Origin of the sequence: Candidatus Protofrankia datiscae, from assembly GCF_000177615.2 — a bacterium.
Classification (GTDB): Bacteria; Actinomycetota; Actinomycetes; order Frankiales; family Frankiaceae; genus Protofrankia; species Protofrankia coriariae.
In genome coordinates this window covers 267,629-282,941 of the sequence record NC_015656.1, presented here as the reverse complement: position 1 = coordinate 282,941, position 15,313 = coordinate 267,629, and the positions used below count along the sequence as shown (strand labels likewise).

Annotated in this window: 13 protein-coding genes; 6 read left to right on the top strand and 7 right to left on the bottom strand. The window is 67.9% G+C overall.

From position 1 onward, the window contains the following. The first annotated feature begins 1,032 nt into the window (after positions 1 to 1,032). The 3 genes from FSYMDG_RS01140 to tnpC all read left to right on the top strand — a co-directional run bounded on the left by FSYMDG_RS01140 (position 1,033) and on the right by tnpC (position 3,844). Positions 1,033 to 2,091, top strand: a complete 1,059-nt coding sequence (locus tag FSYMDG_RS01140; protein WP_431307064.1) for a glycosyltransferase family 9 protein — start codon at positions 1,033 to 1,035, stop codon at positions 2,089 to 2,091. A 332-nt stretch (positions 2,092 to 2,423) separates the two neighbouring features. Next, positions 2,424 to 2,765: a DUF6444 domain-containing protein gene (locus tag FSYMDG_RS27740; protein WP_013871791.1), complete on the top strand. Its 342-nt coding sequence runs from the start codon at positions 2,424 to 2,426 to the stop codon at positions 2,763 to 2,765. Beyond that, complete coding sequence (tnpC, locus tag FSYMDG_RS01130; protein ID WP_013871790.1) at positions 2,762 to 3,844, top strand: IS66 family transposase; 1,083 nt, start codon at positions 2,762 to 2,764, stop codon at positions 3,842 to 3,844. Before FSYMDG_RS27740 ends, tnpC begins: the two co-directional genes overlap by 4 nt. Positions 3,845 to 3,948: 104 nt before the next feature. On the opposite strand, the gene FSYMDG_RS01125 is transcribed toward tnpC, so the two are convergent. The 3 genes from FSYMDG_RS01125 to FSYMDG_RS22445 all read right to left on the bottom strand — a co-directional run bounded on the left by FSYMDG_RS01125 (position 3,949) and on the right by FSYMDG_RS22445 (position 11,767). Continuing rightward, the gene (locus tag FSYMDG_RS01125; protein WP_013871789.1) at positions 3,949 to 4,608 is read right to left on the bottom strand and encodes a hypothetical protein; all 660 of its coding nucleotides are present in this window, start codon (positions 4,606 to 4,608) and stop codon (positions 3,949 to 3,951) included. A 215-nt stretch (positions 4,609 to 4,823) separates the two neighbouring features. Then, complete coding sequence (locus FSYMDG_RS01120; protein ID WP_131772008.1) at positions 4,824 to 5,657, bottom strand: hypothetical protein; 834 nt, start codon at positions 5,655 to 5,657, stop codon at positions 4,824 to 4,826. Positions 5,658 to 5,989: 332 nt separating this feature from the next. Next, positions 5,990 to 11,767, bottom strand: coding sequence for a phosphotransferase (locus FSYMDG_RS22445; protein WP_165440834.1), 5,778 nt, complete (start codon positions 11,765 to 11,767; stop codon positions 5,990 to 5,992). 7 nt (positions 11,768 to 11,774) lie between these two features. Between FSYMDG_RS22445 and FSYMDG_RS26680 the strand changes: the two genes are divergently transcribed. Next, positions 11,775 to 12,182, top strand: coding sequence for a hypothetical protein (locus tag FSYMDG_RS26680; RefSeq protein WP_165440833.1), 408 nt, complete (start codon positions 11,775 to 11,777; stop codon positions 12,180 to 12,182). 198 nt (positions 12,183 to 12,380) lie between these two features. Here FSYMDG_RS26680 and FSYMDG_RS01110 read toward each other — a convergent pair whose 3' ends face one another. Both FSYMDG_RS01110 and FSYMDG_RS01105 read right to left on the bottom strand, forming a co-directional pair. Next, positions 12,381 to 12,767, bottom strand: coding sequence for a hypothetical protein (locus FSYMDG_RS01110; RefSeq protein ID WP_013871786.1), 387 nt, complete (start codon positions 12,765 to 12,767; stop codon positions 12,381 to 12,383). Then, a complete protein-coding gene (locus FSYMDG_RS01105) occupies positions 12,757 to 13,185 on the bottom strand; it encodes a YbaB/EbfC family nucleoid-associated protein (RefSeq protein ID WP_013871785.1) in 429 nt (142 codons plus the stop codon). Before FSYMDG_RS01105 ends, FSYMDG_RS01110 begins: the two co-directional genes overlap by 11 nt. Before the next feature lie 218 nt (positions 13,186 to 13,403). Between FSYMDG_RS01105 and FSYMDG_RS27735 the strand changes: the two genes are divergently transcribed. Both FSYMDG_RS27735 and FSYMDG_RS27730 read left to right on the top strand, forming a co-directional pair. Continuing rightward, on the top strand, positions 13,404 to 13,874 hold the full coding sequence (locus tag FSYMDG_RS27735; RefSeq protein WP_043602714.1) for a helix-turn-helix domain-containing protein: 471 nt from the start codon (positions 13,404 to 13,406) through the stop codon (positions 13,872 to 13,874). Continuing rightward, positions 13,859 to 14,545 (top strand): IS630 family transposase, encoded by a 687-nt coding sequence (locus tag FSYMDG_RS27730; protein WP_237702726.1) that lies wholly within the window; start codon positions 13,859 to 13,861, stop codon positions 14,543 to 14,545. Before FSYMDG_RS27735 ends, FSYMDG_RS27730 begins: the two co-directional genes overlap by 16 nt. A gap of 13 nt (positions 14,546 to 14,558) precedes the next feature. Here FSYMDG_RS27730 and FSYMDG_RS01090 read toward each other — a convergent pair whose 3' ends face one another. Both FSYMDG_RS01090 and FSYMDG_RS01085 read right to left on the bottom strand, forming a co-directional pair. Next, positions 14,559 to 14,870, bottom strand: coding sequence for a WXG100 family type VII secretion target (locus FSYMDG_RS01090; protein ID WP_013871783.1), 312 nt, complete (start codon positions 14,868 to 14,870; stop codon positions 14,559 to 14,561). 32 nt (positions 14,871 to 14,902) lie between these two features. After that, positions 14,903 to 15,253 (bottom strand): WXG100 family type VII secretion target, encoded by a 351-nt coding sequence (locus tag FSYMDG_RS01085; RefSeq protein WP_013871782.1) that lies wholly within the window; start codon positions 15,251 to 15,253, stop codon positions 14,903 to 14,905. Positions 15,254 to 15,313 lie beyond the last annotated feature (60 nt).

Here is a 15,313-nt window from a genome sequence, read left to right as displayed (position 1 = left end):
TCCCTTCGGCTCGGCTATGGGCCGGCTATGGCCGGGGTGCGGTGTGTTCGGCGGTAGCCCCGGGGTGCGCCGGGTTTCCCCACCCGGCCGCGGACGGGATTCGCGCGGTCCCGTCGGCCAGCGGGCGGCCCCGGTCTCGCGGGCGACCCCGGTCCGCCGTGCCGGGAAGGGGCGGGCGGTGGCAGGCCGAGCCCGTGCGGGCCAAGCCTGGAGCGACGGTAGAACCGGGGGCCGCGTCGACGGTCATGTCGACAGGCCACATGTCGACGGGCCACGTCGGCAAGCGGGCCAGTTGGCCGACAGCGTCCCCCGCGCCCGGCCCCCGCAGAGAAAGCGCCTCGGATGTATCCGTGGCCGGCCCCGTGACCGGTCAGCGCGACGGCCGGCGCCCCGGGGCGCGCCGCCGCCGGCGGGACCGAGCCCGACGATGTCCAGACCCGGTATCCAGACCCGGCGGAACAGGTGCACACTGGTTCCGCACCGCGCGAACATGCTCGGGGAACCTTCCCCGGGCAACGCCGTCGAAAACCGCAACGTCGCCGAAAACCGTCACCGAAGACCGTTGTCGAAGACGGCGGGACCGGTGAAAACCGCCGGCCGGCCCGCTGCCGCGGCCGCGGCAGCGGGCCGTCATACACCGCTCCCGCAGCCTCCCCTGTGGCCCCTTTCGACCGGTATACACGCAACCGAGGGGGATCCGACAAGAACAGAAAGAGCGAGAAGCCGAACGGAAGATGGCTTTCGCCCGGTTCCGGACGGGGCGACATCCCAAAAGATCGACACTCTGAGTAATAATAGTTTCCATCGCTATTCTCGGGGAAACTCCGGACGCATGGCCACGTCACCATGCGAACCATTTATGACCCTGGGTGATAATCAGTGCGTTCCTGATCCTGGACACCCCGGACCGGTCCCCGCGGGGACGCTTCCCGATCGGGACGGAGCCGATCGGGACGGAGCATCGTGCGTCCAACCATCCCCATCACTGGAGAACCCCTACCTGTGACCAGTCGTGACAGTGGTCGTTACCGGTTGTCCCGCTACCGCCCAGCCGGTGGCCGCGGCCCGGCCGGGACAGTCGTCGCGCTGCGCGCCCTCGGCCTCAGCGACCTGCTGACCGTCCTGCCCGCCCTGCGCGGCCTGCGCCGAGCCCGGCCGGACGCGCGAATCCTGCTTGCCACGCCACGCTGGCTGGAACCGGTGGCGCTGCTGTCCGGGGCGGTCGACGGTGTCGTGGACACACCGAAACTCGGCCCGGTGGCCGTTCAGCGGCCGGCACTGGCGGTGAACCTGCACGGCCGGGGACCGGCCTCGACGCAGGTGCTGCGCGCGACGGCGCCAGCGGAGCTGTGGGCCTTCGACCTGGCGGGCGGGGTGTCCTGGGATCGGGACGAACATCGAGCCGGCAACAGGCAGCACGCCCCGCGGGAACACCACGGCGACCCGCGAGAGCGACAGGCCGGGGAGGAACGCGAGGTGGCGCGATGGTGCCGGCTGCTGGAGGCACACGGGGTCGCGTGCGATCCAGACGATCTTTCCCTACCCCGGCCGACCGTCCCCCCGGTCGTCGGTGGTGCGACGATCGTGCATCCAGGTGGCGCGCACCCGGTCCGTCGATGGCAGGCGCGGCTGTGGGCGCAGGTGGCGCGGGCACTCGCCACCAGCAGCCACCGGGTGGTCGTGACGGGCGGGCCGGAGGAGACAGAGCTGGCGCGGACGGTGGCGCGGGAGGCCGGCCTGCCCCCGGCGGCAGTGCTCGCCGGATCGATCGACCTGCCCGAACTGTGCGCGCTGGTGGCCGCCGGGTCGCTGCTGCTCGCGGCCAACACCGGGATAGGCCACCTCGCGACCGCCTACGGGACGCCGTCCGTACTGCTGTTCGGACCGGTGTCACCGGCCCGGTGGGGACCACCGCCCGACCGCGGCCAACATGTCGCGCTGTGGTCCGGGGAGCGGGGAGCCGCGGACCGGAACGGTTCCGCCGCGGCCGGCACCGAGCAGGGCCTCGCCTCGATAACGCCAGCGGACGTCCTGCGCGTGGTGGCCACGTTGCCCGGAGGGCATCCTCCAAGCCCACCCCCCAGCCCGTGAAGGACCGGATTCCACCGGACGTCTTCGGGGTTCGGGGGTTGGGGACCCGCAGGTGCTGTTGGCCCGCCCTGCGAGTCGTCGACCGGCCCGGGATCTTCAGATCACGCGGATCGGCGCTCGGACGGCCGCCTGTGTCGAGTCAGCGCCCACCGGGCAACAGCGCCCACCGGGCAATGATCTGAACGAGTAATCCGAACAAACGATCCGGAAAATGTAACTGGTCAGGTCCCGTAGATCGTTTGTTTTGGTTCCTCGGCTGGCCGGGTGTTGCCGGTGACACGGCGAGCCGGGCTATTGGCGGGCTGTGGTTGACCAGGTCGTAGGGTCCGGGTGTGTCCGATGATCCGCCCTCGTCGCCGCCGGTGCCGTCGTATGACGAGCTCGCGGCGCTGGTGGTGAGCTTGCAGGCGGATCTCGCGCGGGCGCTGGAGCGGATCGCCGAGCTGGAGACGCAGCTTCAGAAGACGTCGCGGAGCTCGGCGAAGCCGCCGAGCTCGGACGGGCTGGCGAAACCACCGCCGAAGTCGCTGCGGACGAAGACCGGCCGGCGGCCCGGTGGGCAGGACGGGCATCCGGGATCGACGCTACGGATGGTCGCCGAGCCTGACGTGCGCCTGCGGCACGAGCCGGGCCGTGTGCGGGGTGCGGGACGTCGCTTGCGGGCCGGCCGGTGACCCGGAGCGAACGCCGGCAGGTGTTCGACCTGCCCGAGCTACGCCCGCACGTGGTCGAACACGAGCTGGTCGAGCGGGAGTGCGGCTGCGGGGCACGGACAAGGGCGGCGGCGCCGGCGGGGGTGGACGCCCCGGTCCAGTACGGGCCGCGGGTCACCGCTGCGGCGGTCTACCTCTATTCCGGCCAGTTCCTGTCGAAGGACCGGACCGCGACCGCGTTGGCCGAACTGGTCGGGATACCCCTGTCGGCGGGCACCGTCGGCGCGATGACCGCCCGCGCCGCCGCCGGACTGGACGGCTTCCGTGACACCGTCCGGGGTCTGCTGGCCGCCGCCGACGTGATCGGGGCCGATGAGACGGGGCTGCGGGTCGCCGGGAAACTGCACTGGGTGCACTGCGCCCGCACCGACAAGTACACGCTGATCGACTGCCACCCCCACCGGGGGACCGCAGGCATCGACGCGCTCGGGGTGCTACCCGGCTTCGACGGGGTGATCGTCCACGACGCCTGGGCACCCTACGACAGCTATACCGCCGCCACCCACCAGCTCTGCCTCGCCCACGTGCTACGCGAACTCCAGGCTGTGGTCGACACCGCTCCGGCCGGGACCTGGTGCTGGGCCGCCCAGGCCGCCGACGCTCTCGTCGCCCTACACCGGCTGGCAGGCGACGCCGCCGCGACCGGCACCCCGGTCGACAAGCAGGACCTGGCCACCCAGACTCGGCTGCTCCGCCACGCCGCCCACATCGGGATCAGCCAGACCTCCCCCCGGAGCACGACGCTCATGGCCGCCCGCCACGCCCTGGCCTGCCGGCTCGTCGACCGCGAAACCGACTACCTGCGTTTCACCCGTAACACGCGGATACCGGCGGACAACAACGGCTCCGAACGCGACATCCGTATGATCAAACTACGGCAGAAGGTATCCGGCTGCCTCCGCACCCTCACCGGCGCCCGCCAGTTCTGCGCGATCCGAAGCTACCTGTCCACCGCCACCAAACACGGCATCCCCCTGTTCGACGCCCTCGTCCAACTCGCCGAGGGCCGTCCCTGGATGCCCGCAACCAGCTACACGTAACTCAAGATCAAAAACTACCTGACCAGTTACCATCCGATCTCGTTCGCGAAGATGGTGCGGCGGATGCCTGCCGCGCCCAGGTGGTGTGCGAGTTGTCGCTCCGATCAGATGTGCTCGAGCCGCTCCGCGACGTACTCGCGCTCCCACGACGCCGGACGTCCACCACCTCCGCTCACCCGCCATCGCAGGACATCCAGCGCCCGCAACCCGGTTATGTAGTAGTGGCAGGAGAAGAACTCCAGCACCACCGCGCCATCCTCCCGACGGGCAGCCGGTGCAGCCACCAGCGCGGCATCCACCCACGGATAGTCAGCCGCGAACGCGTTCACATCCCGCACTAACTCACCCGCCCGGTGCAGCGTCGTAGCCGCATTCGGCAACACCACCGGCTCGTCGATTAGCTTGACCGAGTAGAGCTCACTCAACAACTCGGCATAAGCCAGCGGATCAAGATCCACATCCAGCCGGCGACCCAATTCCCGTATCGTCGCCACATCATTAAGGAACAACACCTCGCCACCGTGAGCGAAGAGCAAGCCGTACGTGTAGGCGTCGTTGTCAGCGAAAGTGCGACTTACGACCACCTGCACCGCGTACTCGACCCATGATTCCCAACCGATCAGCCAATCCGCCAGCCGCGCCGAGTAGTAGTGGCGCCCAGCGTGAAAGACGACGGCATCAGGCCAGTCTCGCCGAGATTCGATCTCCTCGCCCGACTGGAACACATAGCGCTCGATCGCGGCAACAACCCGATCCGCCTCCACACCGACCCCTTCCCCAGCCAACCGGCACGACCTAAGCGTCGCCCACCGACGAAATGCCGCTCACGTTCTGGCCGTCGGCACCACCGCTGGTCCAGCGTCGTGCTCGCCACGTTGTCAGCCGATCCAATCCGGCGAACAGCTTCCGTGTCCGTTCCTGATCCTCCCGGCGCCGCGCGTAGACCGGCACTCCCCGATCGGCTCCGACATGAAGTTCACTACCGACTGTCCGAGGCCACGGTAAGTGTCCAGAGTCGGCGTTCGCTTCCTACATACACTATCCCGTCCGGGCTCACGACGGGCAGGTGTGAGATCGGCCCAGGGGCATACCAGGTCCAGCGGGCTGAGCCGTCCGGCTCCAGGCAGCGGACGAAAGTCTGATCGGACAGATCGTGCCACTTATGGTAATCGTCCCATTGTTTCCTCGATGGTGATGCGATGACCAGAAGCGTCCCACCGGGTCCTGGGACCAGGCACAGCGGAGGCGCATGAAGCTGGTGACGCCACAGCGGCGTGCCGCCCAGATCCAGCATGATAACCTGCCAGTTCCACTCCATCGGGCGGATTTCGATCCTAGGTCCAAGCATGGCCACACGGACACCGTTATCGGAGTCGGCCAGCACCGTGAGCGGCGATCCAAGCGGAACCGAGCTCTCGAATCGCCTAATCTGGTGGCCAGCTGTGTCCACGAGGAAGAATCCGCTCCCCGCGTACCACTCCATGGTAACGAACAGCGTCGTATCGCCCACCACCGTCGGTCTCCGACCCAGGATCCCGCCTGAAACCGGTGGGCCGTCCGGCGGCGGAAGGTCGCAACCGGACAGGACAAAGGCCCTGTGGTCAAACGACCACAGACGAACCCCATCATGGCCGAGGCCGTGGACGAATCCCTGCTCGACGACGAGGATGACGTCGCCGAAAACGAACGGTGCCGTACCCCCCCGTTTACTCAGGTGGAACGACCAGCGCGGCTCCCCCTGGACAGTCGTGCATCGCAGCTCCGCCGAATGGTCGGCGAGCACCTGATAGAAAAGAAGGTCACCCCGTGGCATAGCCGTGAGCTCGGAAACTCGCGATACCGGGAACAAGCGCGACACCGCCCCGGACCTGCCGCTCCTGACTACGACCGATCCGCCCTCGATCCGTGCCAGACCACCGTCAGGAAGCATCGTTGGCTGTTCATACGAGACTCCTTCCCCGGCTACTTCCCAGAGAATCTTCCTGTCCCCGCCCACCAACACCAGAGACTGGGCAAACGTGACGACACAGCTGCCATCCCGAGTCATCGCCAATGCTCCACCGCCAACTGCGGGCAGTGCGACCGACCCGAGTACCCGAGCCGCCGTTCGGCTCGGGTCATTGTCAAACGATCGTCTGGTACCCGTCATTCCTCCCAGCCCAATGACTTCTTCAAGAGATCGATCTCCGCTTCGAGCTCCCTTTCGAACTTCCGTTTCATCTCTATCGTACCGTGTTCAGTAGCAATGGAGTCGGGATGATTGAAAGAGGTCAGACTCTCGACAATTTGAAGGAGTTTGTTCAGGACGCTGCGCGCTCCGAACATTCTCATGGTTCCGTCGTGCAGGGTCGACCCACCCGCCTCCCGATATGATACGCGAAAGTGTTCCAGCAACATCTTCGTTTCGGCTGGACTGAAGGAAAACTGGCGGCTGTAGTATGCGAGGCGCTGCTCGAAGTTTGATACGTCGCGTTCAGGGGAGGCTATGGGTTCGCCATGGTGATTCATCGAGTAGTGGAATGTCGGTGTGTCAATGAACGTGACGCCGCGAGCCCGATCCCAGAAAAAGTTGCCGGGGTGGGCATCTCCATGAACCAATGCTGATTTGCCGGGATAGCGCCGGGCTGCGTCGATCGCCTCATCGAGGCGTCGACTGAGTTCGTGCACGTCCAAGCCGTGCTGCTCGACCAGGTCGGCTCGGGCACTCACTTGGCTGGTGAGCCGGCGAGCGAGACCGGTATGGAAATCTAAGTAGTCTTGGGCGACCGGCCTGCCCGAACTCACAGGCCTCGTATGCAACTCCGCGAGGGCCGCGGCGGTGTCACTGACGGCGGTCTTCAGCTCCTCCATCGCCCGCAGCCTGTTCTCGGGGGACGCTTCGTGGACAGCTGCCATAATGTCGTCGATTGCGCGTCCGGATGCGACGGAGGACAGGAGGACGCCAGCCGGTGCGTCACCGTGCAGGATAACCGCCACACCCCGGACCTCAGGAACCCGCAGGCGCGTAAACTCGTCCGACCTGAGACGTTCGATTGACGACAGCTCACGTACGAACTCCTCCATCCTCGGGAACACCTTAACCACGGCTACGACCGCACCCGACGGATCTCGTATGAGGAAGACCGGCGCGCCGGAGTGCCCCTTCGCACCTTCGCCGCCAACTCGTTGTAGCGAAGCGTCACCGAATCCCAGCGCCTCACCAGCCATCTCGGTGAGGGCCGGAACGACGTCGCCGCCTTCGGCCTCAAGTCTAGGCAGTTGGTCAGCAAGTCGGGACACCGCATCGTTGTCGACCAGCCCGGTCGGGGTACGGCTTTCGGTAGCTTGCTCCAAGACTGCGTCGTGTAGCCCTTGTGCGCCATCCCGTCCGGCTGCTTGCCATGCCGAGAAATCCGGGCCTGCCCGCTCCTCGTCTACGCGAGGTCCGCCGTCGTGACCAAACTCTCCGGCCGAGAGTACTTCGGGGACCGGCAGCACGTCAGAAGCCAACAACATATAGGGAGTCGGCGGGGCTGGTGGCGGTGCATCACGTAGGGCTGGGAACAAGAGCTCACTCTGGCGTTGCCGTACTCCGTCAAGGTCCAGGCCATACGTATCGACAACGTGCCGCATGATCGGTCCGTGGAGGCTGCCGTACTGACGCTCGGTGGGTATAGGATGCGTTGCGTCTATGATGGCCGAACGAGCTTGCTGGACGATGCTCTCCGGGATGAGCGCCGGGTACCAGACGAGGATGCCGCCGAATTCATTGTCTAACCGTTGCGGGATGTATCTGTCCAGCACCATGTTCCGGAGCTGCTCGGGAGTCATGGCGGCCAATTCGCGGTACCCATCGGAGTTTGGGATCCGCGGATCATCGGTGGGGTCGAGCGAACGGTGGCCGGCTAGGCCGCGGAGGAACTCCTGCTGGACAGCGAAGCCCTGGTACTCCCGCTCAAACGTGAGCTGATTGTGCACTCGGGCCGCCATGCCACGCGGAAGGCTCGTTTCGATGGCGCCTCCCAGCAGCGCCCTGCTTGGCTGCAGTGCGTGCATGCCCTCGTGTACAACAGTGGCCGCGAGAGCGCCAAGCGACCGGGGACCATCGCCAGCCTGGGGATTAACGAATGTGACACCCACCTCCGGGTCGTAGAACCCACGCGGACGTTCTACAGTAACCTGACGTTCGATGCGGAAAGTAGCCGTACCGTCTGGAAGCAGGGCCCGCACGGAGTCCATATCCATCGGGATTGTGCGTTCGAAGGTCCACGCCGCGTGCGCCTCGAATTCGGGACCCAGAATGTCGCCGATCTTCGCAACCACAATGGCTTGATCGATTACGTGAAACCGGTATGTGGCGGGGTCGACGCTCACGACCCGGTTCGCCATCTCAACCGAGTTGAGCGGGTCGACACCGTCAAGATCCCGCCATCCGGGATCAGCGAACTCACCACCCCGGTCGAAATCACGCCAGTTACGGTAGGTGTCGGCGTACTCCCCGACCCTGACACTCAGATCACGTATCCCCTGCACAAGAGCGCGCAGGTCGCCACTTGCCCGCGCCCGGTCGGCCAAGCTCTGCACCCGGTCGGCCAGGCCCGCGATCACGTCGAGGTCGTGGATACGCTCGGCGACGACCTGCTCGGGGTACTTGTCGAGCAGGTTCGCCTTGGCTCGGCCCACCAGCTCGTGCACCTGGCTGGGCAGGTCGGCACCGGTACGGATAAGTTCGGGCGGAAAGTTGACGCTCGGTGCGAGCTCCTGCGACATATGGTCGATCGGCGTCAGGCCCGACGTCTTCTCGACAGCCGGTGGGGCGTCCGGAGCGGGCACCGAGCGCGCGGCCACGGCTTGGGCCGCCTCGGCCTGGAGACGGGCGACGGTCTCGTCGATCTCCGCCGCCGACTTCGGCACCATCGTGCCGTCTTCGCCCGGCCCGGTGAGGTGCTCCCGCACCCACCGCACAACCTGCTCGGGCGTCTTCGGGGCGGCGAGGATGTCCCGCACCCATTCAGGGGTCAGCGCCTGCGATTCGGCCGGCTGCGCCGGCACCACATCACTGAAACCGACCTGGTCCACGCCCACAACCGGCACATCCGCGCCGATAGGCTCCTCCAACGGCACCAGCCCGGCCGGATCCCGCGGCAGCTGAGACGGTACGGCAGGGCCGCCCCCGGATGGGAGCGCCGCATCCGGGGGCGATACCGGAACCACCCCGTCCGGGATGCGCCCCGCACCCCGCGGCAGACCCTCTACGCCGCGTACGAACCCTTCGCCGGCCAGACCGCCCCACCGCGATGGGCCCGCAAGATCTTGACGAACACCGCCGCGAAATCCCCGTCCCTGTTCCCGTCCTGCGGACTCCCCTGCTCCGACTCCTTGTCGATGATCAGACGGCGGTCCATCCTCGGGTACCCGAAGATGTACTCGACCTCCCGTCTGTCTTCCCGGACCTTCTCGAAACCCACCAGAATCGCCATCGGCAATCCCCCGTCCCCATAAGGTGTCAAGATTCTCGCCAGTACGGCCCGGCCGTACATCCTGCCAGTTGTAAACACTATTGGCGTATCCATGCGCCTGCGGATACGTCGCGTCAGGATACCCCCGCAGATAGTCGGACTCGGCGAGCTCATGCTCGAGAAGACCGAGATCTTCACTGAGATGACGGCCCTCACGCAACCGAATCCACGCCTCGGCTATGTCGGGGTCCGCGTCGAACCGCTGGCGTATGAAACCACCCTCATAGTCGCTGACAAGATGTTCGTCGACCATGAGATGGCGCTTGATCTGACCGATCTCCTCGGGCGTGAACCCGATCCTGCCGCCCGGGCGCTCCACCGCCGCCAGGCTGCCGGCGATGTCCGCGATGTCGGCGTCACCCGCCCGGAACCGGTCGTAGGCGCTGTCCGCCCACTCCCAGGCCGCCACCTCGTCGCGGGGCCTGATCGACGCGCCGGTCATCGCGTCCGCCAGCGGCGCATGGTCCGCATGGCCGGAGTGCGCGGGCTCGACGTGGCGGGACGCCCCGGCATGGCCGGACGTGACCTCCGGGTGCGGATATGGGTGCGCAGAGCGAGGGCCGGCGGGCCCGTCGTAGGCCGCGGCCGTGGGCCGGTCGGGTGGTCCGGCCGGTGGATGATCCGAGCGGATCGGACGTTCCGGCGGAACGGTCCGCTCCCCGGGCGCCGGAGGCCGCTCCCCCGGCCGCTCGGGCGTCCCACCCGGCGGGCTGTGCTCGGTGGGCGCCGGTGAGGCGACGTCGGAGCGCGCAGGAGGGCTGTTGTCGGGGCGTACCTCCGGGGTGTGGTCGAAGCCGGCGAGCTCGACGTGGCGGGGGGACGTGTCAGGGTACGCGGGGTGCGTATCGACCGGAGGCCGGCCGTGGGGTGGCGTGCCGTCCCCCGCGCCATCCGGGCCGCCGCCACGCGGGAAGCCGTCCTGCGGAAAGCCGTCCTGCGGAAAGCCGTCCTGCGGGCCGCCGTCACGCGGGAGACCAGCACGCGGGCCGGCTCCACCGTGCGGGCCGCCACCGCGCAGGGCGCCGTCGCGCGAACCTCCGTCACGCAAACCGCCGTCGCGCAAACCGCCGTCGCGCGGACCGGCGTCGCGCGGACCGGCGTCGCGCGGACCGGCGTCACGCGAACCGGCATCACGCGAACCGGTGCCGGACGGCGACGGTCGGCCGTCCGGGTTCGTGCCGGGCGGAAGCTCGCGGACGGGCGCGTCGAGCGACGGCAGCTCGGCGGCCGGCTGCCGCGGCCCGTGGGGACCGGTGAACGGGTCGGTGAACGCCGGCTCTCCCCGCGTGGCGTCCGGCCTCGGGGTGGAGACGTCACCGGGGAGACGCCCGATGACATTGCCCTCCGCGTCCATCCGGACGATCTCCGTCGGTTTGAAGCCCTCCCCGCCGAACCGCGCGCCGAACGTGTCCCGGCCGGCGACGTCGACACCGACCGCGGTGTGTGCCCCCGCGTCGTGCGCCAGCATGCCGATACGGCCGTGCTCGCCGGGGACGGCCACGACCTCCTGCCCGATCTTCAACGGCAGCGGCCGCACGGACGTCTGAACGTGGTTCAACGTGCCGAAGAGCGCCCCCGCGGCAGCGCCGTGACCTGCGCCCGCCGCCACGTCACTCCAGCTGAACGCCTCTCCTTTGACGAAGTGGTCGTAGGTCTGCGTGCCCAGCGCCAGGGTCCCGCCGGCGACCCCGCCGCCGAGGATGTGACCCAGCGGGCTGCCCCACATGCCCGCGCCGAACGCCGCACCCGATACCGCGGACAGGCCCGCCTCACCGAAGTCGACCGCGCCGGGAGCCCGGTGACCGTCGGCGACCTGGAGGAACTGACCGAGGAGGTTCCCGCCGCCCATGATGCCGGCGCCCATGGCCATCCGGGTGCCGAGATACCGGGCGAGCTCGTCGCGGAACGAGACGTTCGCGGCCATGCCCGCGGCCTCGCGGCCGAGGGTGGCCCTCGTGACCTGCTGGGCCAGCTCTCCCGCGGCCAGGCGAGCCACGTGCGACTCGGCTGAGCGCGCCGCGACCCTGGCGCCGAAGTTCCTGGCCAGCTGCTCTTCGAGCTCGCGGGCCAGTTGCTGCTGGATGAGCGCCCGCCCCTGTCGGGTGAGCGCCTTGGCGCCGACCTCCCGCTCGAGTGAGCGGAGCAGGCTTCGTCCGACCATGTCCCGCAGCGCCTCGGCGGCCATCCGGTCGGCGACGCCGCGGGCGATGACGTTCCTGGGCAGGATCCCCCGCAGCAGGTTGGCCGGCAGGTCGCGGAGGAGGTTGAGCGCCTCCCGCCCCAGCGCGGGGAACGCCGTACGCAGGACGTCCGGCAGCGCCGAGCGGGCCGCGATCGGGGCCGTTTCCCGGGCGAGGGCGAGCGTGCCTTCGTCGACCGCCGAGGGCAACGCCCGGACGAGGAACGCGGGCAGCGCGTCGAGCATCGCGCGGATGGAGATGCTGCTGATGGCCTTCATGATGGCGGCGCGGGCCGCCTGGATACCGGCCTGGGCGGCGCCGACGGCTGCCGGGACACCGCCCGCCGAGGCGCCGAACGAAGGGATCAGAGCAATTATGATCATGACGAGGCTGATGGCGAGGATCATCAGGTTGATCCCCACCATGAACTTCATGAGTTCGACCTGGAGGGCGAAGCCGTTGACGCCCTCCTGCAGGGCGCCCATGCTCTCGGCGGTGCTTCTCAGGCTCTCCAGATACTGGTACCAGCGTTCGGGGAACTTCTCCGCGGCGCCGCCGCCGCGCCAGTTCTCGAGGATGCCGTCGGCGGCTTTCCCCAGCTCCTGGTGGGAGTTGGCCAGCAACTCGGCCGCCGCACCGTACGCCTTCGCCAGCTCGTAGAGCTTGCCCTCGTCGGCCTCGGGAACCTCCCCGTAGAGGATGTTGCCGACCAACGTACCGGTGCCGGGCAGGTACGGCTCGACCTCGTCCGCGAGCCATGTCATGAACTCGAGGATCCAGTCCGAACTGCCGGACAACCGTCGTCCTCCCCCGCTGTGACCCGCCGACGGGTGACCCGGACCGGCTCGTCAGTACCCGTCAGAGGCTGGTCGCGCCATAACCGCCCGCCTCTTTGATCTCCGTGGCGCCCTGCTCGTCGGCACGCTGGTAGTTCAGCATCGCGTCCGTGACGAAGTCGGCGATGGCTGTCAGCCCCGCACCGAACTGCCCGGCCTGGTGCTTCACCGCCGTGTTGGCCGGCATGGCCCCGTCCCCACCCGCGTCGACCTGCTTGTGGTAGGTCCGCAGGAACTCGTTGGTGAAGTGGTCCGGCGGGAACATCGCCGGGACGTCCAGGTTGTTGATCGCGGCGAGCGCGCTGTTCACCGAGTTCGTCAGGTTCTCGCCCTCGGTCCGCAGGCCGTCGGCGACGTCGAGGATGTCCGGGATGCTGCTCGTGATGTCGAGGGGGTTGTCACCGCCCACGTTCTTCGTCCGTCCTCTTCCGTGGCAGGTCGCCGTCGTGGCCGTACGCCAGCTCGTCGATGTCCATGCCACCGATGCTGCTCAGGCGCATGTCACTGGGCAGACTCCCGTCGACGATCTCCTTGGTCTGCCGTTTCGCGTCCTCCGTCGCGGACCGCACGGTCGCCACGATGGTGGCAGCCAGCGCCTTCGAGTCGGGCCTGCGGTAGACACGCGGGTCGATCTCAAGCTCGATCAGGTGCCCACGCGCCCCGACCACGGCCTTGATCATCCGGTCGTCGGACCACGCCTGCCCGGTGACCTCGAGCATGCGCCGCTGCAGGTTGGGGAGCTCGGACCAGGTGCGCTTGAGGTCGCTGAACATCTCCCCGAGCGCGGTCCAGTCGGGCCGCTCCCCCTCGAACCTCGACAGGTCCACGACGACCCTCCTCCTGTCGTCCGGTCCGTTCGCCGCAGCAAACGGCGGCTGCGGCGAACGGCCGTTGCCCGGCGGAGGTCGAACCGCCCGCCGGGCAACCCTGGCTTGGCTGCCTGACCTAGTAGACTGTCGCTGCTTAGTTCTGGTGTGTCTTGTGTCTGGGTGAGAGGGTTGGGTCTGGCAGGTCTCCCCGTCCCTCTGCCGGTCAGGACTGTGTCGTGGGTTCGCAGAAGAAGTGGCCGGTCACCTTGACCGAGGCTGATCGTGACGAGTTGGTTCGGGTGACCTCGACGGGGGTTCATCCGGCGTCGATGATCCGGCGGGCGCGGGTCCTGCTCGCGTTGGACACCTCGGTCGGCCCGGTTGCCTCCCAAGAAGAACTCGTGGTCCGGGTCGGGGTCTCGGGTGAGACGCTGCGGCTGGTCGCGAAGCGGTTCACCGAGACCGGTGGGGATGTGGGGGCCACGATCGGTCGGAAGGCACGGGAGCTTCCCCCGGTGCCTTCCCCGGTGACCGGCGAGGTTGAGGCCAGACTGATCGCGCTGGCATGCTCGCAGCCACCGGCTGGTTATGCACGCTGGTCGCTGCGGCTGTTGGAAAAGCACGTCGCGCTGGTCGCCGACATCCCGGACCTGGACCATTCCACCATCGGCCGGGTCTTAAAAAAACGAGGTTGCGTCCTCATCTGAGGAAGTGCTGGACCATCCCACCGAGGGCGAACGCGCAGTTCGCCGCGCGGATGGAAGACGTTCTGGCGGTCTACGCCCGGCCCCACAACCCGGGCGTGCCCGTGGTGTGCATGGACGAGAAGCCCTACCAGCTGTTGGCCCACGCCCGCGACCCGATCCCCGCCACGCCAGGGCGTGACCGGCGCGAGGACTCCGAGTACGTGCGCCACGGAACCTGCTCGATCTTCTGCTGGGTCGAGCCACTCGCCGGCTGGCGCCGCGTCCAGGCCACCCCACGGCGCACCAGGATCGACTGGGCACACCACGTCAGGCGCCTGCTCACCCTCGACTACCCCGACGCCGAACGGGTCGTGCTGGTCATGGACAACCTCAACACCCACGACATCTCCTCGCTCTACGAGGCCTTCGACCCGGCCGTCGCGTTCGCACTCGCGCAACGACTCGAGATCCACCACACCCCCAAACACGGCTCCTGGCTCAACATCGCCGAAATCGAACTCGCCGCCCTGACCCGCCAATGCCTCGACCGCCGCATCGACACCCTCGACGTCCTGAACACCGAACTCGACGCCTGGCAGACAGCCGTCAACGCCAACCAGCGCCAAGTCAACTGGCACTTCACCACCGATGACGCCCGCACCAAACTCCGCCACCTATACCCCACACATTAGCGGCGACAGTCTACTAGATGCCGGCCGCGATCGCCCTGTCGACCGACTGCATGCGCTCGCCGGAGGCGCCCAGCTTGATCCCGACCTGGGTGAGCGCGGCCTTGATCTCGCTCGCGCCCTGGTTCCACTTCTGCCGCGCCAGATCGCACGCCTGCCCGGCCTCGCCCTGCCAGTCGGCGGCGAAGAGCTGCGTGAACTGGGTGTAGAGGTCCTCCAGGGAGCCCTCCAGCGCGCCCGTATAGGTACCGATCGCGGCCGCGACGTCCGCGATCTGCCCGAAGTTGTAGGTAATGGTGCCGTCGGCGCCGTAACTCGCTCCGCTCATCGGATTCCCGCCTCTCGAAGGTCTCGTCGTCGTCAGCCGCGCAGCACGCTGATGACGGTGCTGTTCCCGGTAGCGGCCGCGGCGGCTCGGATCTCCTGGGCGGCGTCCTCGTCGTTGACGCCGTATCGCGTCGAGGCGTCGCCTATCTTGCCGGCGAGCTCGTCCAGCGCATTCAGGATCTTGGTCAGGCCGTCGTTGAGCTGGATCGACGACCCCTGCAGCGCGGAGTTGGCCGTGCCGGCCATGCCCGCACCGCTCAACCCCTGGATCCGGTCGAGGAGCTGCGCCATGCCGGTCGCGATGCTTTCACGCGTCTCCAGACATTTCTGCACCATCGTGTTCAGCTGCTGCTGGGTCGCGTGGACCGTGCCTATGCCTGTCAAGGTGGTCTCACCCCGTCCTCTGCTCCGCCCCTCGAGCGGAGGTCTGCCCGATATCCGAGT

Coding starts and splice junctions, on each gene's coding strand:
- FSYMDG_RS01120 (WP_131772008.1), bottom strand. CDS start 5,657: ATGCCACGGGGTGACCTTCTTTTCTATCAGGTGCTCGCCGACCATTCG.
- FSYMDG_RS22445 (WP_165440834.1), bottom strand. CDS start 11,767: ATGCTCGACGCGCTGCCCGCGTTCCTCGTCCGGGCGTTGCCCTCGGCG.
- FSYMDG_RS26680 (WP_165440833.1), top strand. CDS start 11,775: ATGGAGATGCTGCTGATGGCCTTCATGATGGCGGCGCGGGCCGCCTGG.
- FSYMDG_RS01090 (WP_013871783.1), bottom strand. CDS start 14,870: ATGAGCGGAGCGAGTTACGGCGCCGACGGCACCATTACCTACAACTTC.